This window comes from Streptomyces sp. SCUT-3 (genome assembly GCF_014083985.1).
GTDB lineage: Bacteria > Actinomycetota > Actinomycetes > Streptomycetales > Streptomycetaceae > Streptomyces_H > Streptomyces_H thermolineatus.
Window position 1 is genome coordinate 1,451,501 of sequence record NZ_CP046907.1, and the last position, 19,249, is coordinate 1,470,749.

Below are 19,249 nucleotides of genomic sequence, written 5' to 3' on the forward strand. Positions count from 1 at the left end.
GGGGCCTACCTCATTACGGCTCGCGGCAGTCCGGCCCGCCAGCACGGGTCCCCGCCCTCCAGGGGGCGCTCCCGAAGGATCCCCAGGGCGGTGTGCTCGGCCAGGCTGATCGCGTACCAGGGGGTCCGTGCGTCGGGCAGCTCCCGGGCGATCTCCTCCAGCGCGCACGAACGCTGGGGCTCGGGCAGCGAGTCCAGGGCCGGTACGGCGTCCGCGGACAGGTTCTGCAGGTAGGCCAGGTCGAGCCTGCCGGGCTCCCCGGCGTGGCGGGCGATGTTCTGCCGTGCCACCAGGTCGTCCGGGGAGGCCAGGCCGAACGCCAGGACACCGGCCGCGGCACTGGCCACGACGGCCCGCGGCAGCCACCGGGCGCCCCACACCCCGGCGGCCGTCACCAGCACCAGGACCAGGCCCAGCCACAGTTCGGCGCCCATCACCGACACCCTCAGCCGGGTGAGCCCGTACGCCTCCACGTACAGGTCCATGCGGCGCAGCGCGGAGGCCACGACGACCAGCGCCAGCAGGCACAGAAGCCCCAGGGTGCCGCGCACCAGCAGTCGGTCCCCCCGGCCGCCGCGCGGGGCCCAGCGCGCGGCCAGGGCGATCACCACCAGGGTCAGCACGGTGGCCCACAGCAGCTGCCAGAACCCCTGGCGCGCGTACTGCGCGTAGGTAAGTCCGGTCGAGGCCAGCACCTTGTCGTAGCCGCCGAACAGCACCGCCAGCTGCACCGCGTTGAAGGCGGCGAACAGGACGTCGAGGAGCACCAGCGGAAGCGCCCACTCCAGTCGGCCGCGGGCCTTCCCCGGCTTCGCTGCCGCGCGGTCGAAGCGCAGCGGGGCCGCGGCGGCCCGGGCGGCCGCCAGCGCGCCCAGCGCACCGAGCGCCAGCAGGAACAGGCGCAGCGGGACGTCCCCCGCCCCGGTGTCGGGGGCCAGGGAGCCCAGCAGGTCCGCGAAGGCGGCGTCCGCCCCGGCGAACAGCGCGCCGAAGACGCCCAGCAGCCCGGCCGCCACCAGGACCGCGCGCACCGCGGGCCACCAGCGGTCCTTGGAGGAGCGGCCCCGCTCCCGCAGTCCGGCCCAGGCCCAGCGCCCTCCCGGGACGACCGAGGCGAGCAGGCCGACCGGCCCGAGGAGGACGCCGGCCCAGGTGCGCCCCCCGTGCAGGGCCAGCGACCCGGCCCCCAGGGCCGCGGTCACCGCGAGGAAGGTCGGCCATCCCGCGTCGCGCAGTGCGGGCACCACGAGCAGCGCCAGGCCGACGGCCGCCCACAGCAGCGTCCAGGGGCGCGGGCGGCGGCGGGCCGCGACGGCCGCGAACCCGGCCGCGACCGCGGCCGGGAGTGCCGCGACCAGCAGGCCCACGCCCAGTCCGTCGCCCAGCAGCAGGGCGGACAGCAGGCCGGTGGCCAGTGCCGACCACAGCACCGCGGTGCGCACCGGTCCCGGGTCCGCGGACCGCACCGCCCGCACCCAGGCGGGCGGCTCGGACGGCGGCGCCTGCCACTGCTGCACCGACCACTGCTGGTACTGCTGCGGAGGGGGCCCGCCCGGGCCACGCTGCCGCCCCGAGTCCGGACCGGGGCCGGGGTCCTGGCCCCGGTCCGGGTCCTGGCTCGGGCCGGGGTCCTGGCTCGGGCCGGGGTCCTGGCTCGGGCCGGGGTCCTGGCCGCGGTCCTGGTGCGGGACGTGGCCGGCCGGGCGGGGCTCCGCGTCCTCGTGGGCGGGCTCCTGCGGGTGCTCCCCGTGGTGTTCCCGCGACCGGTCCGGGCCCGGCTCGGGCATGGTTCCTGACGGCGTGTCGGGCAAGGCGTCCCCCCCTGGGCGTCGGCCGGCGCGGCCGGGAACCGTTCCCCGGCGGCGCGGCAGTCACCGTAGCCCCGCCGGCGGCCGGTTCCCCCGCTGTGGCAGTCCTGCCCCCCAGCGGTGACAGGGCCGTGACAAAGGCCCCCGGGCAGGGCACCCGGGGCACCCGGGGCGGTCCCCGTCCCGGGCCGGCTCCGCCCGGTTCAGCCGGTCCTCTCCGCGGGCACCGCCGGCAGCCAGGCCGGCAGTTCCTCGGTTCGCCCGGCCCACGTCGCGGGGACCGGGACCCCGGGTCCGCAGGCGACGATTCCGCCGACGATGGCGCAGGTGGTGTCCACGTCCCCGCCCGCCTGCGCGGTGGCCCACAGCGCCTGCTCGTAGTCGCCCAGGTGCCGGGCGGCCGCCCACAGGGTGAACGGCACCGTGTCGTGGGCGCTGGTGCGACGGCCGCTGCCCAGGACCGCGGCGACGGTGGCCACGTCCCCGTAGTCGAGCATGTCCCGCGCCCTGCCGACCCCCGCGTGCACGGCGCTGCGCGGCAGCAACTCCAGGACCCCGGTGAGCAGTTCCTCGGGGCCGGGCGGCGGGCCGGAGGCGTCCGCGACCAGGCAGGCCGCGACGGCCACCGCCGTCGCCCCCGCCACGGCCTCGCGGTGCCGGTGGGTGGTGAGCGCCGAACGCTCCGCCTCGTGCGCCGCCCGTTCGGGCTCGCCGGCGAACCATGCGCCCAGCGGCGCGACGCGCATCGCGGCCCCGTTGCCCCAGGAGCCCTGGCCGTCGAAGAGGCCGGCCGCCAGGGCCCGCCAGTCACCGCCCTCGCGGACCAGCCGCAGCATGCGGTTGACCGCGGGCCCGTAGCCGCGGTCGAAGTCGTGGCGTTCGGCGAAGGAGGCGGCCAGCGCGTCCTGGTCGATGTGCCCGTGCCCGGCGAGGACGGCCAGCACGGAGCACGCCATCTCGGTGTCGTCCGTCCACTGCCACACCCCGGGCGGCAGCTCCCGGCCGCGCAGGGCCGGAAGGTTGGAGGGCACGAAGAACTGCGATCCCAGGGCGTCCCCGACGGCCAGCCCGCGCAGGCTGGCCAGGGCACGGTCGAAACGGTCGGTGGTCATCGCCAGGAACTCTGGCACCGCGCCCCGACGGGGTCAATCGCCCGCAGTCTCCTTTGTGCCCAGAATCACCACGGATGCCCCCGGAGCACCGTGTCCACCGGTCCCTCCCGGCTGCTCAGACCGTCCAGGCCTGCTCCACGGCCACGATGTCGCCCGCCACCGACAGCACGTCGTCCTCCGTTCCCGCGCGTTCCCGCAGGCGCTCCACCCCGGCCGGACGGTACTTGGCCCGCTCGTTGGCCGAGTCCCACAGCGACAGCACGAGGAACTCGCTCCCCGCCCCCTCCGCGAACACGCCGCGCAGCATTCCCGGGGACCCGGCCATCGCCGGGTTCCACACCTTCTGCTGCATCAGCACGAAGTGCTCCACCCGTTCGCGGCGCACCCGCGAGTGCGCCACCCGCAGCACGTCCGCGTCCTCGAAACGCGCCCGGAAGCCGACCTTCACGTCCGTCCGGTGCTCGAACAGCCGGACGTCCGGGGGGCGGTGGGTGTCCGCCCCGGGCCCGGCGAACCGGTCGTGCGAGTGCGCCATGAAGTCCTCGTACGCCTCCCGGCTCTCCCAAAAGGCGAAGACGTGCGCGACGCCGGCGGTCCCCCGGCTCCAGCCTCCGCCCTGTCCCAGGAATCCCGGCTCCCCGCGAAGCCCCGCCCACTGCCGCTGCCCACGGTCGAACCCGTCCCGGTCCTGGACCGTGCAGCGAATCCACTTCACCAGCACCGGCCCATGGTAGGGCCACCGGCATGTGCCGCACCGCCGCGTCAGGCGTGCACCCGGCGCAGTGCGGCCCGGTCGTCCGCCTCCAGCTCGATCCCGAAGAACTCCTCGAGCACGTCGGGCAGTTCGCCGTCGGCGATCTCCCGCCGGCGGTGCGAGCCGTCCGGCCGGGAGGTCACCATCACGGAGCCGACCAGGGAGCGGCGCACGTCGTCCTCGGTGCGCTGCGCCATCGGCCGGGTGGTGAACGGGGAGCGGGGGTGGGTGGAGATGTAGTGGTTCATCACCTCGTAGTCCTCCGGGTACCGCGCGTCCTCGGTGAACGCGTGCAGGTCGAACCAGCCGTCGGGGTGCAGCGAGCGCAGCACCCGCACCCCTTCGGCCTCGGCGGCCACCGTGAACGTCCACCCGCCCTGGCGGACCTCGGCGCCCTCCTCCAGGGGGACGGGCTCGAGGAGGCCCTCCCCGCCGAACCCGACGTCGGCCAGCCACGGCCGCCCCTCGACGTCCACCCTCAGCAGGGCGTGGGTGGCCGCCCGCCTCTTCTCGCCGCTGCCCATCCGCACGCGGGCGCCCAGCCCCGTCACCGCGAAGCCGAGCCGCTCCAGCACCGCCGCGAACAGCAGCGTGTGCTCGAAGCAGTAGCCGCCGCGCCGCTGCCGGACCAGCTTCGCCTGCAGGCTCTCCAGGTCCAGCGGCACCGGCCGGCCCAGCACGATCTCCAGGTTCTCGAACGGGACGGCCGTCACGTGCGCCCGGTGCAGTTCCCGCAGTGTCCGTGCGGTCGGCTCCAACGCGCCGGTGAAACCGACGCGTTGGAGGTAGGCGTCCAGGTCTGTCCGTTCCCCGCCCCACAGTTGGTGGCCCATGGCCTGCCCCTTCGACGTCGCCCGGCGGTCCTCGTCCGTCAGCCTGCCACAGACCGATCGGGGAGTACCCGCCTCAGCTTGGCGTTCACTGAGTTTGTCGGTGTGATGTCGTCAGGGTGGTCGGCCTGTTTTGAGGTGGAGCCCGGTGGCGGCGAGGCATCCGTCGATCAGGTCGCTGAGGTACTGGATCGCGCGGAGGCCGTGGCGCAGGGCCCGCACAGGTGGTCGGGGTCGGTGAAGGCGGTGCTGGCCTGGCTGGAGCGCCCGAGCACGGACCAGACGCCCTCGACGGGGTTGAGGTCGGGCGCGTAGGGCGGCAGGAAGAAGGCGGTGATCCAGTCGTGGGTGTCGATGAAGTCCCGCAGCCGGGCGTCCCGGTGCACGTTCAGGTTGTCCCACAAGGAGCACGAGAGGGCCGCCCAACTGGTGGGGGGGCTGCGGTCAGCAGGTCTCGGCAGTCGGCCCAGGTGAAGCTGCGCCGGCCGCCGCGTTCGTGGTCGAGGTGCCGTCTGGGCCGGTAGATCAGGCGGGACCGCGTCCCGTGCCGGTAGCAGGCCGGGGCGGCGATGGAGAAGCGCCACTGGGAGCGGCCGCGCACCTGGACCGTCGGCGTGTGTCCACGCCGGGCCCACGTTCGGTGAGCGGGCGGCGTCATCGAGAATCCGGCCTCGTCCTCGAAGACGAGCCAGGCCCCGCACGCCGCCGCGGCGTTTTTGCCTGCGGCCGGACCTCCTTCACCCAGCCGGAGACGGCCTGCTCGTCGCGCTCGAGTGCGTGCCGGGCCGGCACCTGGTGGCTCCATCCGTGCCGGTGCAGCATTTGCGCGATCTTGAAGGGGGTGAGACTGGTGTGGAACCGGCGTCCGATCAGCATCTCGATCCGCGCCAGGGTCCAAGTCTGGTCCGGCCGGCCGTGCGCCACCGGCCCCTTGCCCAGCTCCTGCTCCAGCACCGCGAACAGGGCCTCGCTCAGCCGGGGCCGGGAGGCCGGTCCCTTCGAGTGCAGGGCCTGCGGGCCGCCGTCCTGCCAGGAACGGCGCCACCGCTGCACCGAACGCACACTGACCCGCAGCTGCCTGGCGACCACCGCGTTGTCCTGTCCTGCGGCGAACATCCCGGCCGCCTCCATACGGAGGCGTTCGCGAAACGCCCGCCGCTCGGCGGTCAGCCCGCCACCTTGCGGATACCTCACAACTCAGGCATACCGCGACGGCCGCCACCTGTCAGACCCACAACATCGCGCCGACAAACTCAGCAGACCGATGCCGATCGGCCCGTGCCGGGATGAATCAAGCCAAGTTCAGGAAGTCGCATACGTACGCCTACCACCCGGCCACACTACGCAGTGCAATTAACCGACTACACAGTTCAGGTGGAGGGCTTCCTTGCTGCGCAGGGGCGACATCGTGTCGATCGTGATCGACACGAAGAACGAGATGAAGAGATCGATCGACGGCCTGGGAGCCAGGGTCAATGATCTGGAGCGGGACCTTCGGGCCGCGTTCACCGCCGAGTTCGCAGGGCTGCGCGAGACCGCCCTCGCCGACTTGAAATCGTCGCAGCACGAGACGCGGACCAGCGCCTACAACGCGGGCAAGCGGGCCGGCGAAGCCGTTGCTGCGGTGGCCGACCTGCGCCGGGACGTGGACCGGCTGCACCACGGGCTCGAAGGCTTGCGTGAGGACATCGGCAAGATCCTGGAGGCTCTGCAGGCAGTGACACGGGTACCGGCGACCGTCGGTTCGGCGGAAGACCCGTACCCGGGCCAGGCCGGAACCAGCACTGGGAGCGAGCCGGATTCTGCCGTCCTGCCCGAGCAGAGGCAGGCACCGGGCCAGGAGTCGGCGCCGCAGGCGGAACCTGCTGACTCGAGGCTCTCTGCGGACGCCTCGCCCGAAGATGACGAGCCGGGAGTCCCTACGGACCTCAATGCCCCCACAGCCGGTGAGGAGGAAGCCGGTCAGTCCGCATCTGGAGCTGAGCAGTCCGCGCCGGGATCCGACGGCCGCGAAGAAGGAGCCTCCGACGTTCCCCGCGCGGCGCTGGAGGCCAGCGAGCAAGGCCCCAGCGATTCGGTGGAGGAGCCGTCTCCGCTCACCTGGGAGGGCAGGATCTGGGCGGTCATGAGGGCGGGGAGGGTCGCGTCGGCCACGCTGGTCTGCCACCGGGACACCTGGGAATTCGTGGCGGCACAGGTGGGCAGCCACCCGCACTTTCGGACCCCGTCCCTCGAGGAGCGGGAGAACGGCCTTGTGGCCGCGGTCCTCTCCGGCCGGTCGCTGGTCGCCGTGCTCCTGGCCCTCTACCGCGTGGCGAACGTCTCCATGCACAGGCCGGACGGCGAGGACACCGAGGAGCTGGTCGCCTATGCCGACTGGGCCATGGCCTCCCAGGTCTACTACGCGACCGCCCGGGTCCTCAGCCGGGCCCACTACGAAGAAGGCGATCCCGTCGTGGTGACGATCGACAGCCGGGTGCCTGCCCGGGCATGACGGTGCCGGGCGGGCGCCCGTGAAGGGTCAAGACGGAAGTCTCGCCCTTCCTGACAGCCTCGGCAGCCGTACCTGCACCGCACATGCCCTGCCGTCTCCAGAGCAGTGTGTCCTCTCGGAGCGGGTGCTCCGAGAGGACACACTGGTTGGTCATATTGCCCTCAGTCGGCGTTTCGCCTGGTGCTCACTCCAACGGACGACAAGAGGACACGGCATGGATGGTCACATTCAGCTGCAGCCGCTGGTGGAGCCGCAGCCCTCGCACAGGTAGCAGCTGCCCGCGCGGCGCATCTTGGTGCCGCAGGAGAAGCACAGCGGTGCGTCGGCGTTCAGGCCCAACTGGATCTCGGCCAGTTCGACCGAGGTGTGCGCCTCGCGGGAGGCCGGCGCCTGTGCCGCCTCCTTCTGCGGGGCTTCCGCGGCGGCCTGCTTCGGGGCCTCGGCCTGGCGCGGGGCGGACTGGGCGAGGCCCTCGACGTCCACCTCCTCGTCCTCGGCCGGCTCGTAGGAGCCGGTCTCCAGGTGGCGGCGGCGCTCATCGGCGGAGTGGATGCCGAGCGCCGAGCGGGTCTCGAACGGCAGGAAGTCCAGCGCGAGGCGGCGGAAGATGTAGTCGACGATCGACTGCGCCATGCGCACGTCCGGGTCGTCGGTCATGCCGGCCGGCTCGAAGCGCATGTTGGTGAACTTCGAGACGTAGGTCTCCAGCGGGACGCCGTACTGCAGGCCCACGGAGACGGCGATGGAGAAGGCGTCCATCATGCCCGCGAGGGTGGAGCCCTGCTTGGACATCTTCAGGAAGACCTCGCCCAGGCCGTCGTCGGGGTAGGAGTTGGCGGTCATGTAGCCCTCGGCGCCGCCGACGGTGAAGGAGGTGGTGATCCCCGGGCGGCCCTTCGGCAGGCGCTTGCGGACCGGGCGGTACTCGACGACCTTCTCCGCCGGGGCGGCCGCGGTCTCCTCCTTCGCCGCCGTCTCCTTCTTCTTCGCGGAGAGCGGCTGGCCGACCTTGCAGTTGTCGCGGTAGATGGCGAGGGCCTTCAGGCCGAGCTTCCAGCCCTCGAAGTAGATCTCCTCGATCTCCTCGACGGTGGCCGACTCCGGCATGTTGACGGTCTTGGAGATCGCGCCGGACAGGAACGGCTGGGCCGCGGCCATCATCCGCACGTGGCCCATCGGCGAGATGGCGCGCTCGCCCATGGCGCAGTCGAAGACCTCGTAGTGCTCCGGCTTCAGGGCCGGGGCGTCGACGACGTTGCCGTGCTCGGCGATGTGGGCGACGATCGCCTCGACCTGCTCGGGCTGGTAGCCCAGGCGCTTGAGCGCCTTCGGCACGGTGTTGTTGACGATCTGCATGGAGCCGCCGCCGACGAGCTTCTTGAACTTCACCAGCGCCAGGTCCGGCTCCACGCCGGTGGTGTCGCAGTCCATCATCAGGCCGATGGTGCCGGTGGGGGCGAGCACCGAGGCCTGGGCGTTGCGGAAGCCGTTCTTCCCGCCGAGCTCGAGCACGCCCTGCCAGGCGCGGGTGGCCGCGTCCCAGACGGGGGTGTCCAGGTCGTCCATGCGCCGGGCGGCGGCGTTGGCGTCCGCGTGCTGCTTCATGACCCGGTTGTGGGCCTCGGCGTTGCGGGCGTAGCCGTCGTACGGGCCGACGACCGCGGCCAGTTCGGCGGAGCGGCGGTAGGAGGTGCCGGTCATCAGCGAGGTGATGGCGCCGGCCAGGGCGCGGCCGCCGTCGCTGTCGTAGGCGTGGCCGGTGGCCATCAGCAGGGCGCCGAGGTTGGCGTAGCCGATGCCCAGCTGGCGGAAGGCGCGGGTGGTCTCGCCGATCTTCTCGGTGGGGAAGTCGGCGAAGCAGATGGAGATGTCCATCGCGGTGATGACCAGCTCGACGACCTTCGCGAAGCGCTCGGCGTCGAACGACTGGTTGCCCTGGTCGTCGTCGCTCAGGAACTTCATGAGGTTGAGCGAGGCGAGGTTGCAGGACGAGTTGTCCAGGTGCATGTACTCGCTGCACGGGTTGGAGGCGGTGATGCGGCCCGTCTCCGGCGAGGTGTGCCAGTGGTTGATGGTGTCGTCGTACTGGATGCCCGGGTCGGCGCAGGCCCAGGCGGCCTCGGCCATCTTGCGGAACAGGCGCTTGGCGTCGACCGTCTCGATGACCTCGCCGGTGAGGCGGGCGCGCAGGCCGAACTCGCCGCCGGTCTCGACGGCCTTCATGAACTCGTCGTTGACGCGGACCGAGTTGTTGGCGTTCTGGTACTGGACGGAGGTGATGTCGTCGCCGCCCAGGTCCATGTCGAAGCCCGCGTCGCGCAGGGCGCGGATCTTCTCCTCCTCCTTCACCTTGGTCTCGATGAAGGCCTCGACGTCGGGGTGGTCGACGTCGAGCACGACCATCTTGGCCGCGCGGCGGGTGGCGCCGCCCGACTTGATCGTCCCCGCGGAGGCGTCGGCGCCGCGCATGAAGGAGACGGGGCCGGAGGCGTTGCCGCCGGAGGAGAGGAGTTCCTTGGAGGAGCGGATGCGGGAGAGGTTGAGGCCGGCGCCGGAGCCGCCCTTGAAGATCAGGCCCTCTTCCTTGTACCAGTCCAGGATCGAGTCCATGGAGTCGTCCACGGACAGGATGAAGCAGGCGCTGACCTGCTGCGGCTGGGCGGTGCCGACGTTGAACCACACGGGCGAGTTGAAGCTGAAGACCTGGTGCAGCAGGGCCCAGGCGAGCTCGTGCTCGAAGATCTCGGCGTCGGCCGGGGAGGCGAAGTAGCCGTGGTCCTCGCCGCCCTTGCGGTAGGTCTTGACCACTCGGTCGATGAGCTGGCGCAGGCTGCTCTCGCGCTGCGGGGAGCCGACGGCGCCCCGGAAGTACTTGCTGGTGACGATGTTGACCGCGTTGACCGACCAGAAGTCGGGGAACTCGACGCCGCGCTGCTCGAAGTTGACCGAGCCGTCGCGCCAGTTGGTCATGACGACGTCGCGGCGTTCCCAGACCACCTCGTCGTAGGGGTGCACCCCGGGGGTGGTGTGGATGCGCTCGATGCGCAGCCCCTTGCCCGCCTTGGACCCCTTGCCGCGTGATCCGCGTGCCGGGCCGCTCGTCGTCTCGGTCATGTTTCCGCCTCCATGTGGAAAACGCCCTGCTGCGGCGCGGTTCTTCCCCCGCGTCGCGTTGTTCCTTGATGCCGGCCACGGCGGCGCGAGGGCGCGCCGGCCGGCGGTCCGCGGTGTACCGCTCAGTCGGCGGTGACGACGGGAGCCGGGGCCGCGGGCCCCTGGTCTCCGTGGGATTCGGGTCCGGCGTGCTGCTCGCGCAGCTCCCGGATGGCGGCCTCGAAGTCCTCGAGCGAGTCGAACGCCCGGTAGACGGAGGCGAACCGCAGGTAGGCGACGAGGTCGAGTTCCTGCAGGGGGCCGAGTATGGCCAGGCCGACGTCGTGGGTGGTCAGCTCGGCGCTGCCGGTGGCGCGCACCGCCTCCTCCACCTGCTGCCCCAGCTTGGCGAGGGCGTCCTCGGTGACGGGGCGGCCCTGGCACGCCTTGCGCACGCCGGCGATGACCTTGGTGCGGCTGAAGGGCTCGGTGACCCCGCTGCGCTTGATCACCATCAGTGACGCGGTCTCCACGGTGGTGAAGCGGCGGCCGCAGTCGGGGCACTGGCGGCGACGGCGGATCGACGTCCCGTCGTCGGTGGTGCGGCTGTCGACCACGCGGCTGTCGGGGTGCCGGCAGAAGGGGCAGTGCATCGTCCTCTTCCCTCTCCGTCCGTCGTCGTCAGCGCGGTTGTCGCCGCTCGCGGCGGCCGTGGGGGCGCCTGCGGAGCAGCCACAAGCATAGGGGATCCGGTGGAGTGCTCTCGCCCTCGAACCACAACCTATGGGCCATCAGCCCCATGTGACCACAATATCTAGGGGAGTGGGGGCCGGTGCGCCGGTGGCGTGTCCCAGGGGCGGCGCGGCCCCACGAGCCTAAGGGAAGCAGCCGCGTGCACCTCGCACGGGGGGCCGCGGTGCCACACTGGGCGAACTGCGCCTGCCCGCCCCCGGGGCCGCGAATCCCGCAATTCATCGAATCTTTTTTCGATCAATACACCGGGAATGACATCTGCGCCATGCACTTCAGGAAATTTCACTCGAACGTGTGTTTGGCGCAACCTTTCGAAAGCAACTACCGTTGGCTAACCAGGGAGAACATCTCGAGAGGGGCCGCCGTGACCACAGCAGAGAGCGCCACCATGACCGCGCAGGACCGATCCCACGACCCTCGTGGCCGCATTCACGAACACGGCCGCGAACGGCGTCAGGAGCGTTTCCCCGACCGCCCCGCCTCCCTGGCGGACACGGCCTCCGCGGACGACGGGCAGCCCAGGCCCGCACGGGCGCTCCCCGGAAGGCCTCCCGGGATCCGCGCGGACAGCAACGGGCTGACCGACCGCCAGCGGCGGGTCATCGAGGTGATCCGCGACTCCGTGCAGAGGCGCGGGTACCCCCCGTCGATGCGGGAGATCGGCCAGGCGGTCGGGCTGTCCAGCACCTCCTCGGTGGCCCACCAGCTGATGGCCCTGGAGCGCAAGGGCTTCCTGCGCCGCGACCCGCACCGGCCCCGCGCCTACGAGGTCCGCGGCTCGGACGCGCCCCACACCCAGCCGGCCGACACCGCGGGCAAGCCGTCCGCCTCCTACGTGCCGCTGGTGGGGCGGATCGCCGCGGGCGGCCCGATCCTCGCCGAGGAGTCGGTCGAGGACGTCTTCCCCCTCCCCCGGCAGCTCGTCGGCGACGGCGACCTGTTCCTCCTGAAGGTCGTCGGCGACTCCATGGTCGAAGCCGCCATCTGCGACGGCGACTGGGTGACCGTGCGGCGCCAGCCCGTCGCCGAGAACGGCGACATCGTGGCGGCCATGATCGACGGCGAGGCCACCGTGAAGCGGTTCCGGCGCGAGGACGGCCACGTGTGGCTGCTCCCCCACAACGCCGCCTACCAGCCGATCCCCGGCGACGACGCCACCATCCTCGGCAAGGTGGTCGCCGTACTGCGGCGGGTCTGACCGGCCCCCGCCCCGACCGGGCCCTGGAACCACTGCGCCGGTTCCAGGGCCCTGCCCGTGCCCGGAGTCCCTCGGCCCCGGCCGCGCCGGTTCAGGACGGCCGCGCCGGTTCAGGACGGGCGCGCGGGTTCAGGACGGGCGCGGGGCCACCGGCCTGGGCTCGGGAGCCGAGGCGTCGATCGCGGCCAGGGACCTGCGCACCTGCTCGCGGTCCTGGGTGTACCAGAATCCGGGCAGGGAGGCGCGCAGGAAGCCGCCGTAGCGCGCGGTGGCCAGCCTCGGGTCCAGGACCGCCACCACCCCCCGGTCGTCCGAGGCCCGCACCAGGCGGCCGGCGCCCTGCGCCATCAGCAGCGCGGCGTGCGTGGCCGCCACCGCCATGAAGCCGTTCCCGCCGGCCTCCTCCACCGCCTTCTGCCGGGCGCTCATCAGCGGGTCGTCGGGGCGCGGGAAGGGGACGCGGTCCATCACCACCAGCTGGCACGCCGACCCGGGGACGTCCACCCCCTGCCACAGCGACAGGGTGCCGAACAGGCAGGTGCGGGCGTCGGAGGCGAAGGTGCGGATCAGCTCGCCGAGGGTCTCCTCGCCCTGGAGCAGGACCGGGACGTCCAGGCGCCCCCGCATCTCCTCGGCCGCGGCCTTCGCGGCCCTCATCGAGGAGAACAGGCCCAGGGTCCGCCCCCCGGCGGCCTCGATCAGCTCGGCCAGCTCGTCGAGCATGTCGGACCGGCTGCCGTCCCGCCCCGGCTGGGCAAGGTGCCTGGCGACGTAGAGGATGCCCTGCCGGCCGTAGTCGAAGGGCGAGCCGACGTCCAGGCCGGTCCAGGCGGGCAGGTCGTCCTCCCCGCCGCCCTCCTCCGGGCCGAGCCCGACGGACAGGGCGACCTGCCGGAAGTCGCCGCCGAGCTTGAGCGTGGCGGAGGTGAGGACCACCGAGCGGTCCTCGAACAGCTTCTCCCGCAGCAGCCCGGAGACGTTCAGCGGCGCGACCCGCAGCGAGGCGCCGTAGCGGTCGTGGCGCTCGCACCAGACGACGTCGTACTCGGAGCACTGCAGGATCCGCTCGGCCGTGGCGTGGACGTTCTCCACGAAGGCCATGGCCTGCTTGCGCACCGCGTCCTCGTCGGTCACCGAGCGGTCGCGCACCTCCCCCAGGGAAACGATCACCTGGCGGCAGGCGTCGCGCAGCGCGGCGAGGGCGAAGCCCAGGTCCTCCGGGAGCTCCTCCAGCCGCCCGGGCAGGGCGAGTTCCATCAGGCGCTCGAAGTCCTCGGAGGCGCTCAGCAGGGCGTCCGCGGCCTTCTCGTTCGCCAGCTTCGCCGCGCGCTTGACCGCGCGGTTGACGCCGCCGGGGGTGAGTTCGCCGGTGGCCACCCCGGTGACCCGGGAGACCAGCTCGTGCGCCTCGTCGACGATCAGCACCTCGTGGCTCGGCAGCACCGGCGCGCCCTCGATGGCGTCGATGGCGAGGAGGGCGTGGTTGGTGACGACCACGTCGGCGAGCTTGGCGCGCTCGCGGGCGGCCTCGGCGAAGCACTCGGCGCCGTAGGCGCACTTGGTGGCGCCCAGGCACTCCCGGGAGGTGACCGACACCTGCGACCAGGCGCGGTCGGAGACGCCGGGGGCCAGGTCGTCGCGGTCGCCGGTCTCCGTCTCGTCGGCCCAGTCGCGCAGCCGCAGCAGGTCCTTGCCGAGCTTGCTGGTGGGCCCGCCCGCGCTCTCCAGCGGGTCGAACAGGCCGTCCTCCTCGTCCCCGGGCACGCCCTCGTGGAGGCGGTGCAGGCACAGGTAGTTGGAGCGGCCCTTGAGCATGGCGAACTCCGGGCGGCGCCGCAGCAGCGGGTGCAGGGCGTCGACGGTGCGCGGCAGGTCGCGCTCCACCAGCTGGCGCTGGAGGGCGAGGGTGGCGGTGGCCACCACCACCCGCTCGCCGTGGGCCAGGGCCGGCACCAGGTAGGCCAGGGACTTGCCGGTGCCGGTGCCCGCCTGGACCAGCAGGTGGTCCCCCGCGTCGACGGCGTCGGCGACGGCCTGCGCCATCGCGACCTGGCCGGGGCGCTCCGTGCCGCCGACGGCGGTGACGGCGGCGTGGAGGAGGTCGGTGAGGGCGGGGGCGGAGCCGGAGGTGCGCGGGGCGGGCCGCTGCGGTGCCGGTTCTTCGGTGGGCGCAGTCGTCATAACCGGACCACTGTATGCCCTGCCCCCGACACCGGGGAGCGGTCCGTCACGGAGCGTGCAGGGGGTTGGGCACGGTGCCGTGGACCGCCGCGTGCGGGCGGTCGGGGCGGTCGCGGTAGCCGTCGAGGTGGAGGCGGTTGCGGTTGAGGCACAGCCGCTCGATCCTCGGGGTGAGCAGGTCGAACAGGGCGAACCGCTCCTTGAGCCCGGGGAAGCGCTCCTGGTGGCGCAGCACCTCCTCGCGGACCATGCGCCAGAACTCCCCCTCGGGCACGCCGAGCTGCTCCTCGCACAGGGGGGCGAGGTAGCGGAAGACGCCGACGAACAGCCCCGAATGGATGAACTGGCACAGGAACTCCGGCGGCTCCCGCAGCAGGACGGCGGAGACCTCGGCGGGCATGTCCTCCAGTTCCGGCAGGGGCGCGGCGCTGACGTTGACGTCGTCGACGAAGTCCTTGACCGCGAGCCGCACGGGGACGTCGTGGTCGTCGAAGACCACGACGGCGTTCTCGCCGTGGGGCGAGAAGACGGTGCCGTAGCGGTAGAGGAAGTGCAGCAGCGGCGGCAGCAGGGCGGCGAAGAGCCTGCGCAGCCAGGCGGCGGGGGCCAGGCCGGAGCGGGCGACGAGTTCGGCGGTGAGCGCGCGGCCGGCCGGGTCGACGGACAGGAGGGCGGCGAGGGTGCGGGGGCGCTCGCCGGGGTCGAGGTACCGGTGGAGGGGTTCGCGCCAGATGGCGCCGAGGAGTTCGCGGTACTGGTAGGGGACGTCGGGCAGGCCGTCGTAGACGGGGTGGGGGACGGCCACCGAGGCGACCTCGCCGAGGAGGACGACGCGGGTCCCGTCGCGCAGGAAGGGGTCGTTGTCGCGCAGGGAGTGGACCCAGGCGGTCACGGCGGGGGCGGCGAGGGTCCGTTCGGTGGGCAGGCCGCGCCAGACCAGGGTGTTGAGCACCGACAGCGGCAGTTTGACGGTGTGCCGGTCCGGGCGGTCGGTGTTGAGGAAGGTGCGGATCGACTGCTGGGGCAGGCGCAGGTCGCCGTCGGTGGGCAGGGGGACGATCGTGCCGTCGGCGATGTGCTCGGCGAACAGCGGCACGATCGTCTCGTCCCACTGCCAGGGGTGGACGGGCAGCCACAGGTAGTCGTCCGGGTCGGCGCCGCGGGCGGCGACGGTGCGGCGGTAGAGGTCCCTGGTGCCTTCGTCGAGTTCGCGGGAGTAGAGGGCGGCCGGGTCGGCCAGGGCGGCGGTGCCCCGGTAGGCGGCGAGGTCGCGGTGGACGGCGATCCAGGGCAGGGCCGCGGGGGTGCGGGCCTCGGGAGCCCAGCGTTCGGCGTCGCCGGCGGAGAACCCCATGCGGCCCTTGTTGACGACGATCCAGGGGTGTCCGCTCTGGTGGCCCTCGAGTTCGGCGTGGCCGAGGTCGGCGAGTTCGGCGGCGGTCGCCGCGCTCCCGTCCAGGCGGACGTCCGCGGCCAGGGTGGCGAGGGTTTCGCGGACGAGGTGGCCGAGGGTTCCGCCGTCCAGCCCGAGGGGGGTGTCGCGGGCCCGGACGAGGAAGCGGACCGGGTCGGTGTCCGGGGTGATGCTGCCGGGGTCGACCCGCCAGTGGCCGTAGGCCCCGCGTTCGGCGCGGAAGCGGTACTCGGTGCCTTCTCCGGTGGGCAGCAGGTAGGTGCCCGGGGCGTCCGGGCAGGGACGGGGCTCGGTCATCCCCTCGTAGGCGAACTCGGCGAGCATCTTGGCCAGGAGACGCTGCGAGGCGCGGCGCCACGGTCCGGGGTGCGGCTGGGACGGTCGGTGCACGGTGGCGCTCCTGTCGGTTCGAGGTCGGATGCCGGTGGCGCTGGGCGAACGGTCCGCGGGCCCCGTCGACCCGTCAGTGAGGCAAGGCTTACCTTATCGATGTGACATGGTGCAACCCCTTTGGGACGTAAGGTAGTTGGGTCACCGACCGTTCGGGGGGTCTCCGGCGGAACCGCCGACCCGGTTGGGCCGGTCCTCCCCCGGAACGGCATAGTGGGACCTCGCCTCCGCGCGCGAGGCCATGACAAGTTCACAACAGGGGGATCCACAACCCATGCGATCGATACGCCGCCCGGCGGCGCTGGCGGTGGCTGCAGTCGCGCTCGTCGCGTTCACCGGCACCGCCTGCGGACCCGAGGACGACAACGGCGACCCGAACGCCGCCGCGACCGCCGACGACCAGATCAAGCTCCCGTCGGGCTTTCCCACCAGCCTGCCCTCCGACCTCCCCAGCGGCCTGCCCACCACGGCCGAGGAGCTGGAGAAGTGGAAGAAGGGCGGCTGGAAGGACTGGGAGAACTGGGCCCGCGAGGCCGCCCACTTCATCAACCCCATCATCGAGGACCTGTGGGACCAGGAGCGGGCCGAGGGGGCGGAGGGGAACGACAAGCCGGTCGAGGAGGACATCGCCGCCGACCAGGGGGCCACCGACCCCGACCCGGAGCCGGTCCGGGCCGCGAAGGTGGCCACGCCCTACACCAGGACCGCGCCCGCGGCGGGCAAGCTCTTCTTCGACACCCCCGAGGGCCAGGGCGTCTGCTCCGCGACCGTGGTCGAGGACCCGGCGCACCCCGGCAAGAGCAACCTGGTGTGGACCGCGGGCCACTGCGTCCACACCGGCTCCAAGGGCGGCTGGCTCCGCAACCTGATGTTCGCCCCCGCCTACAACAACGGGGCCCTCCCCAGGGGCAGCACCGCGACCGAGGAGCAGATCTTCCCGCACGGCCAGTGGTGGGTGGAGGACGCCAAGACCTCCGACGAGTGGATCGCGCAGGGCACGGAGACCGGTGCCAACGGGGCGCCGTACGACTTCGCCGTGCTGAAGGTGAAGAACCCCGCGGGCAACGGCAAGTCCCTCGAGGAGACCGTCGGCGCCGCCCTGCCGATCTGGTTCGACGCGCCCTTCGGCTCGGAGATCGGGCAGATCGGCAACTGGGGCTACCCGGCCGCTCCCCCCTACGACGGCGTGCTGATGTTCGGCTGCGAGGACACCCCCGGCCGGCTGTCCCTGTTCCAGGGCCAGCCGACGATGCACCGCATCGGCTGCACCATGACCGGCGGCTCCAGCGGCGGCGGCTGGTACGCCACCGGGCCGGACGGAAAGCCGGCGCTGGTCAGCAACACCTCCATCGGCCCGACGGAGAACACCTGGCTGGCGGGTCCGCGCCTGGGCGAGGAGGCCGAGGCGCTCTACAAGAAGATGAGCAAGGAGCACGCCGGCGACTGAGCCGGCGCACCACGGACAAGGGCCGGGGCCCGTCCCCTCCCCGCTGGGGGAGGGCACGGGCCCCGGCCCTTGTTCCGGTCGTGCACGGCCTCCCGCAACGGGGCGGGCGGCCCGGGGCGGTCAGTCCCGGACGGCCGGCACGAACGGTTCCAGCTCGGCGGCGAGCACGCTGTCCACCCGGACCTTCAGGAGGGTGCCGTGCTCGGTGTGCTCCTCGGACTCGACCTCGCCGTCCCGGTGCGCACGGGAGACCAGGTCGCCGCGGGTGTACGGGACCAGCACCTCCAGCCGCACCTCGGGGCGGGGCAGCTCCTCGTCGATCAGGGCGAGCAGCTCGTCGATGCCCTGGCCGGTGCGCGCCGACACGCACACCGCGTGCTTCTCCCGGCGCAGCATCGAGGCGAGCACCAGCGGGTCCGCGGCGTCCGACTTGTTGATCACGACGATCTCGGGGACGTTCCCCGCCCCGACCTCGCGGAACACCTCGCGCACGGCGGCCAGCTGGGCCTCGGGCTCGGGGTGGGAGCCGTCCACGACGTGCAGGACGAGGTCCGCGTCGGCGACCTCCTCCATCGTGGAGCGGAACGCCTCGACGAGCTGGTGCGGCAGGTGCCGCACGAACCCGACGGTGTCGGCGAGGGTGTAGAGCCGGCCGCTGGGCGTCTCGGCCCGCCGGACGGTCGGGTCCAGGGTGGCGAACAGCGCGTTCTCCACCAGGACGCCCGCGCCGGTGAGCCGGTTGAGCAGCGAGGACTTGCCCGCGTTGGTGTACCCGGCGATCGCCACCGAGGGCACCTTGTTGCGGCGCCGCTCCTGGCGCTTGAGGTCGCGGCCGGTCTTCATCTCCGCGATCTCCCGGCGCATCTTCGCCATCTTCTCGCGGATCCGCCGCCGGTCCGTCTCGATCTTGGTCTCACCGGGACCGCGGGTGGCCATGCCCCCGCCCCCGCTGCTGCCGCCGCCGCCCATCTGCCGGGACAGCGACTGGCCCCAGCCGCGCAGCCTGGGAAGCATGTACTGCATCTGGGCCAGCGAGACCTGCGCCTTGCCCTCCCGGGACTTGGCGTGCTGGGCGAAGATGTCCAGGATCAGCGCCGTGCGGTCCACGACCTTGACCTTGACGACGTCCTCGAGGTGGATGAGCTGGCCGGGGGTCAGCTCACCGTCGCACACCACGGTGTCGGCGCCGCTGGAGAGCACGATGTCGCGCAGCTCGGCGGCCTTGCCGGAACCGATGTAGGTGGCCGGGTCCGGCTTGTCGCGGCGCTGGATCACGCCGTCGAGGACGAGCGCGCCGGCGGTCTCGGACAGGGCGGCCAGCTCCGCCATGGAGTTCTCGGCCTCCTGCAGGGAGCCGGAGGTCCACACACCGACGAGTACCACCCGCTCCAGGCGCAGCTGGCGGTACTCGACCTCGGTGACGTCCTCGAGCTCGGTGGACAGGCCGGCCACCCGGCGCAGCGCGGCGCGGTCGGCGCGGTCGAACTGGTCGCCGTCCCGCTCGTCGTCGATCCACCGGTCCACCGCGGCGTCCTCGTCCATCAGGGCTTCGGCCCGCAGGTCCCGGGAAGTGCTTCGGTGGTTCTCGCGAATAGAGGTCATCGTGTCCTTCGGCTGAGAGGGGACGGGGCGTGCGGCTCTGCTCGCCCGCACCGGGATCAACACCGGGTGGTCCGCGAAGATTCCCCGGCCGGGCCGGGGCCGCGCATCGATGGTCGCACGCCCCCCGTGCGGCGTCACGCGATATTCGGCGCGGCGCGGCGCGGCCCCGCGGC

14 protein-coding genes are annotated in these 19,249 nt (G+C 72.7%); 3 read left to right on the forward strand and 11 right to left on the reverse strand.

The genetic code is table 11. The features are described 5' to 3' along the window. Window positions 1-5 precede the first annotated feature (5 nt). The 6 genes from GQS52_RS06320 to GQS52_RS06345 form a co-directional block, all read right to left on the reverse strand. Window positions 6-1,787, reverse strand: coding sequence for a DUF4173 domain-containing protein (locus GQS52_RS06320; RefSeq protein ID WP_182312199.1), 1,782 nt, complete (start codon window positions 1,785-1,787; stop codon window positions 6-8). Between the two features lie 224 nt (window positions 1,788-2,011). Further along, window positions 2,012-2,920: an ADP-ribosylglycohydrolase family protein gene (locus tag GQS52_RS06325; protein ID WP_182312201.1), complete on the reverse strand. Its 909-nt coding sequence runs from the start codon at window positions 2,918-2,920 to the stop codon at window positions 2,012-2,014. A 115-nt stretch (window positions 2,921-3,035) separates the two neighbouring features. Next, complete coding sequence (locus tag GQS52_RS06330; protein WP_182312203.1) at window positions 3,036-3,641, reverse strand: YdbC family protein; 606 nt, start codon at window positions 3,639-3,641, stop codon at window positions 3,036-3,038. 41 nt (window positions 3,642-3,682) lie between these two features. Continuing rightward, window positions 3,683-4,507: an arylamine N-acetyltransferase gene (locus GQS52_RS06335; RefSeq protein WP_182312205.1), complete on the reverse strand. Its 825-nt coding sequence runs from the start codon at window positions 4,505-4,507 to the stop codon at window positions 3,683-3,685. Between the two features lie 167 nt (window positions 4,508-4,674). After that, the gene (locus GQS52_RS28380) at window positions 4,675-4,908 is read right to left on the reverse strand and encodes a transposase (protein ID WP_346268227.1); all 234 of its coding nucleotides are present in this window, start codon (window positions 4,906-4,908) and stop codon (window positions 4,675-4,677) included. A gap of 250 nt (window positions 4,909-5,158) precedes the next feature. Further along, window positions 5,159-5,698 (reverse strand): winged helix-turn-helix domain-containing protein, encoded by a 540-nt coding sequence (locus tag GQS52_RS06345; RefSeq protein ID WP_182312207.1) that lies wholly within the window; start codon window positions 5,696-5,698, stop codon window positions 5,159-5,161. A 214-nt stretch (window positions 5,699-5,912) separates the two neighbouring features. Between GQS52_RS06345 and GQS52_RS06350 the strand changes: the two genes are divergently transcribed. After that, entirely contained in the window at window positions 5,913-6,998 is a 1,086-nt protein-coding gene (locus GQS52_RS06350) for a hypothetical protein (protein WP_182312209.1), read from the forward strand. Window positions 6,999-7,226: 228 nt separating this feature from the next. Here the strand turns inward: GQS52_RS06350 and GQS52_RS06355 are convergent, their stop codons facing one another. After that, a complete protein-coding gene (locus tag GQS52_RS06355) occupies window positions 7,227-10,112 on the reverse strand; it encodes a vitamin B12-dependent ribonucleotide reductase (RefSeq protein WP_182312211.1) in 2,886 nt (961 codons plus the stop codon). 122 nt (window positions 10,113-10,234) lie between these two features. Beyond that, window positions 10,235-10,744 carry a transcriptional regulator NrdR gene (gene nrdR / locus GQS52_RS06360; protein WP_182312213.1) on the reverse strand — a complete coding sequence of 170 codons (510 nt, stop codon included), beginning with the start codon at window positions 10,742-10,744 and terminating at the stop codon, window positions 10,235-10,237. Between the two features lie 488 nt (window positions 10,745-11,232). Here nrdR and lexA point away from each other — a divergent pair, with 488 nt between their 5' ends. Beyond that, a complete protein-coding gene (gene lexA / locus GQS52_RS06365) occupies window positions 11,233-12,042 on the forward strand; it encodes a transcriptional repressor LexA (protein ID WP_182316250.1) in 810 nt (269 codons plus the stop codon). Between the two features lie 129 nt (window positions 12,043-12,171). Here the strand turns inward: lexA and GQS52_RS06370 are convergent, their stop codons facing one another. Both GQS52_RS06370 and GQS52_RS06375 read right to left on the reverse strand, forming a co-directional pair. Continuing rightward, window positions 12,172-14,223, reverse strand: a complete 2,052-nt coding sequence (locus tag GQS52_RS06370) for an ATP-dependent DNA helicase (RefSeq protein ID WP_182312215.1) — start codon at window positions 14,221-14,223, stop codon at window positions 12,172-12,174. Between the two features lie 46 nt (window positions 14,224-14,269). After that, window positions 14,270-16,027, reverse strand: coding sequence for an IucA/IucC family siderophore biosynthesis protein (locus tag GQS52_RS06375; protein ID WP_259370624.1), 1,758 nt, complete (start codon window positions 16,025-16,027; stop codon window positions 14,270-14,272). 274 nt (window positions 16,028-16,301) lie between these two features. Between GQS52_RS06375 and GQS52_RS06380 the strand changes: the two genes are divergently transcribed. Then, window positions 16,302-17,474, forward strand: coding sequence for a hypothetical protein (locus tag GQS52_RS06380; RefSeq protein WP_182312217.1), 1,173 nt, complete (start codon window positions 16,302-16,304; stop codon window positions 17,472-17,474). Window positions 17,475-17,594: 120 nt separating this feature from the next. On the opposite strand, the gene hflX is transcribed toward GQS52_RS06380, so the two are convergent. Next, window positions 17,595-19,076: a GTPase HflX gene (gene hflX, locus GQS52_RS06385; protein ID WP_182312219.1), complete on the reverse strand. Its 1,482-nt coding sequence runs from the start codon at window positions 19,074-19,076 to the stop codon at window positions 17,595-17,597. Window positions 19,077-19,249 lie beyond the last annotated feature (173 nt).

What these genes read in the sequence shown, in the direction of transcription:
- GQS52_RS06320 (WP_182312199.1), bottom strand. Translation starts at nt 1,787, where the DNA reads ATGCCCGAGCCGGGCCCGGACCGGTCGCGGGAACACCACGGGGAGCAC.
- GQS52_RS06325 (WP_182312201.1), bottom strand. Translation starts at nt 2,920, where the DNA reads ATGACCACCGACCGTTTCGACCGTGCCCTGGCCAGCCTGCGCGGGCTG.
- GQS52_RS06335 (WP_182312205.1), bottom strand. Translation starts at nt 4,507, where the DNA reads ATGGGCCACCAACTGTGGGGCGGGGAACGGACAGACCTGGACGCCTAC.
- GQS52_RS06355 (WP_182312211.1), bottom strand. Translation starts at nt 10,112, where the DNA reads ATGACCGAGACGACGAGCGGCCCGGCACGCGGATCACGCGGCAAGGGG.
- nrdR (WP_182312213.1), bottom strand. Translation starts at nt 10,744, where the DNA reads ATGCACTGCCCCTTCTGCCGGCACCCCGACAGCCGCGTGGTCGACAGC.
- lexA (WP_182316250.1), top strand. Translation starts at nt 11,233, where the DNA reads ATGACCGCGCAGGACCGATCCCACGACCCTCGTGGCCGCATTCACGAA.
- GQS52_RS06370 (WP_182312215.1), bottom strand. Translation starts at nt 14,223, where the DNA reads ATGACGACTGCGCCCACCGAAGAACCGGCACCGCAGCGGCCCGCCCCG.
- GQS52_RS06380 (WP_182312217.1), top strand. Translation starts at nt 16,302, where the DNA reads ATGCGATCGATACGCCGCCCGGCGGCGCTGGCGGTGGCTGCAGTCGCG.
- hflX (WP_182312219.1), bottom strand. Translation starts at nt 19,076, where the DNA reads ATGACCTCTATTCGCGAGAACCACCGAAGCACTTCCCGGGACCTGCGG.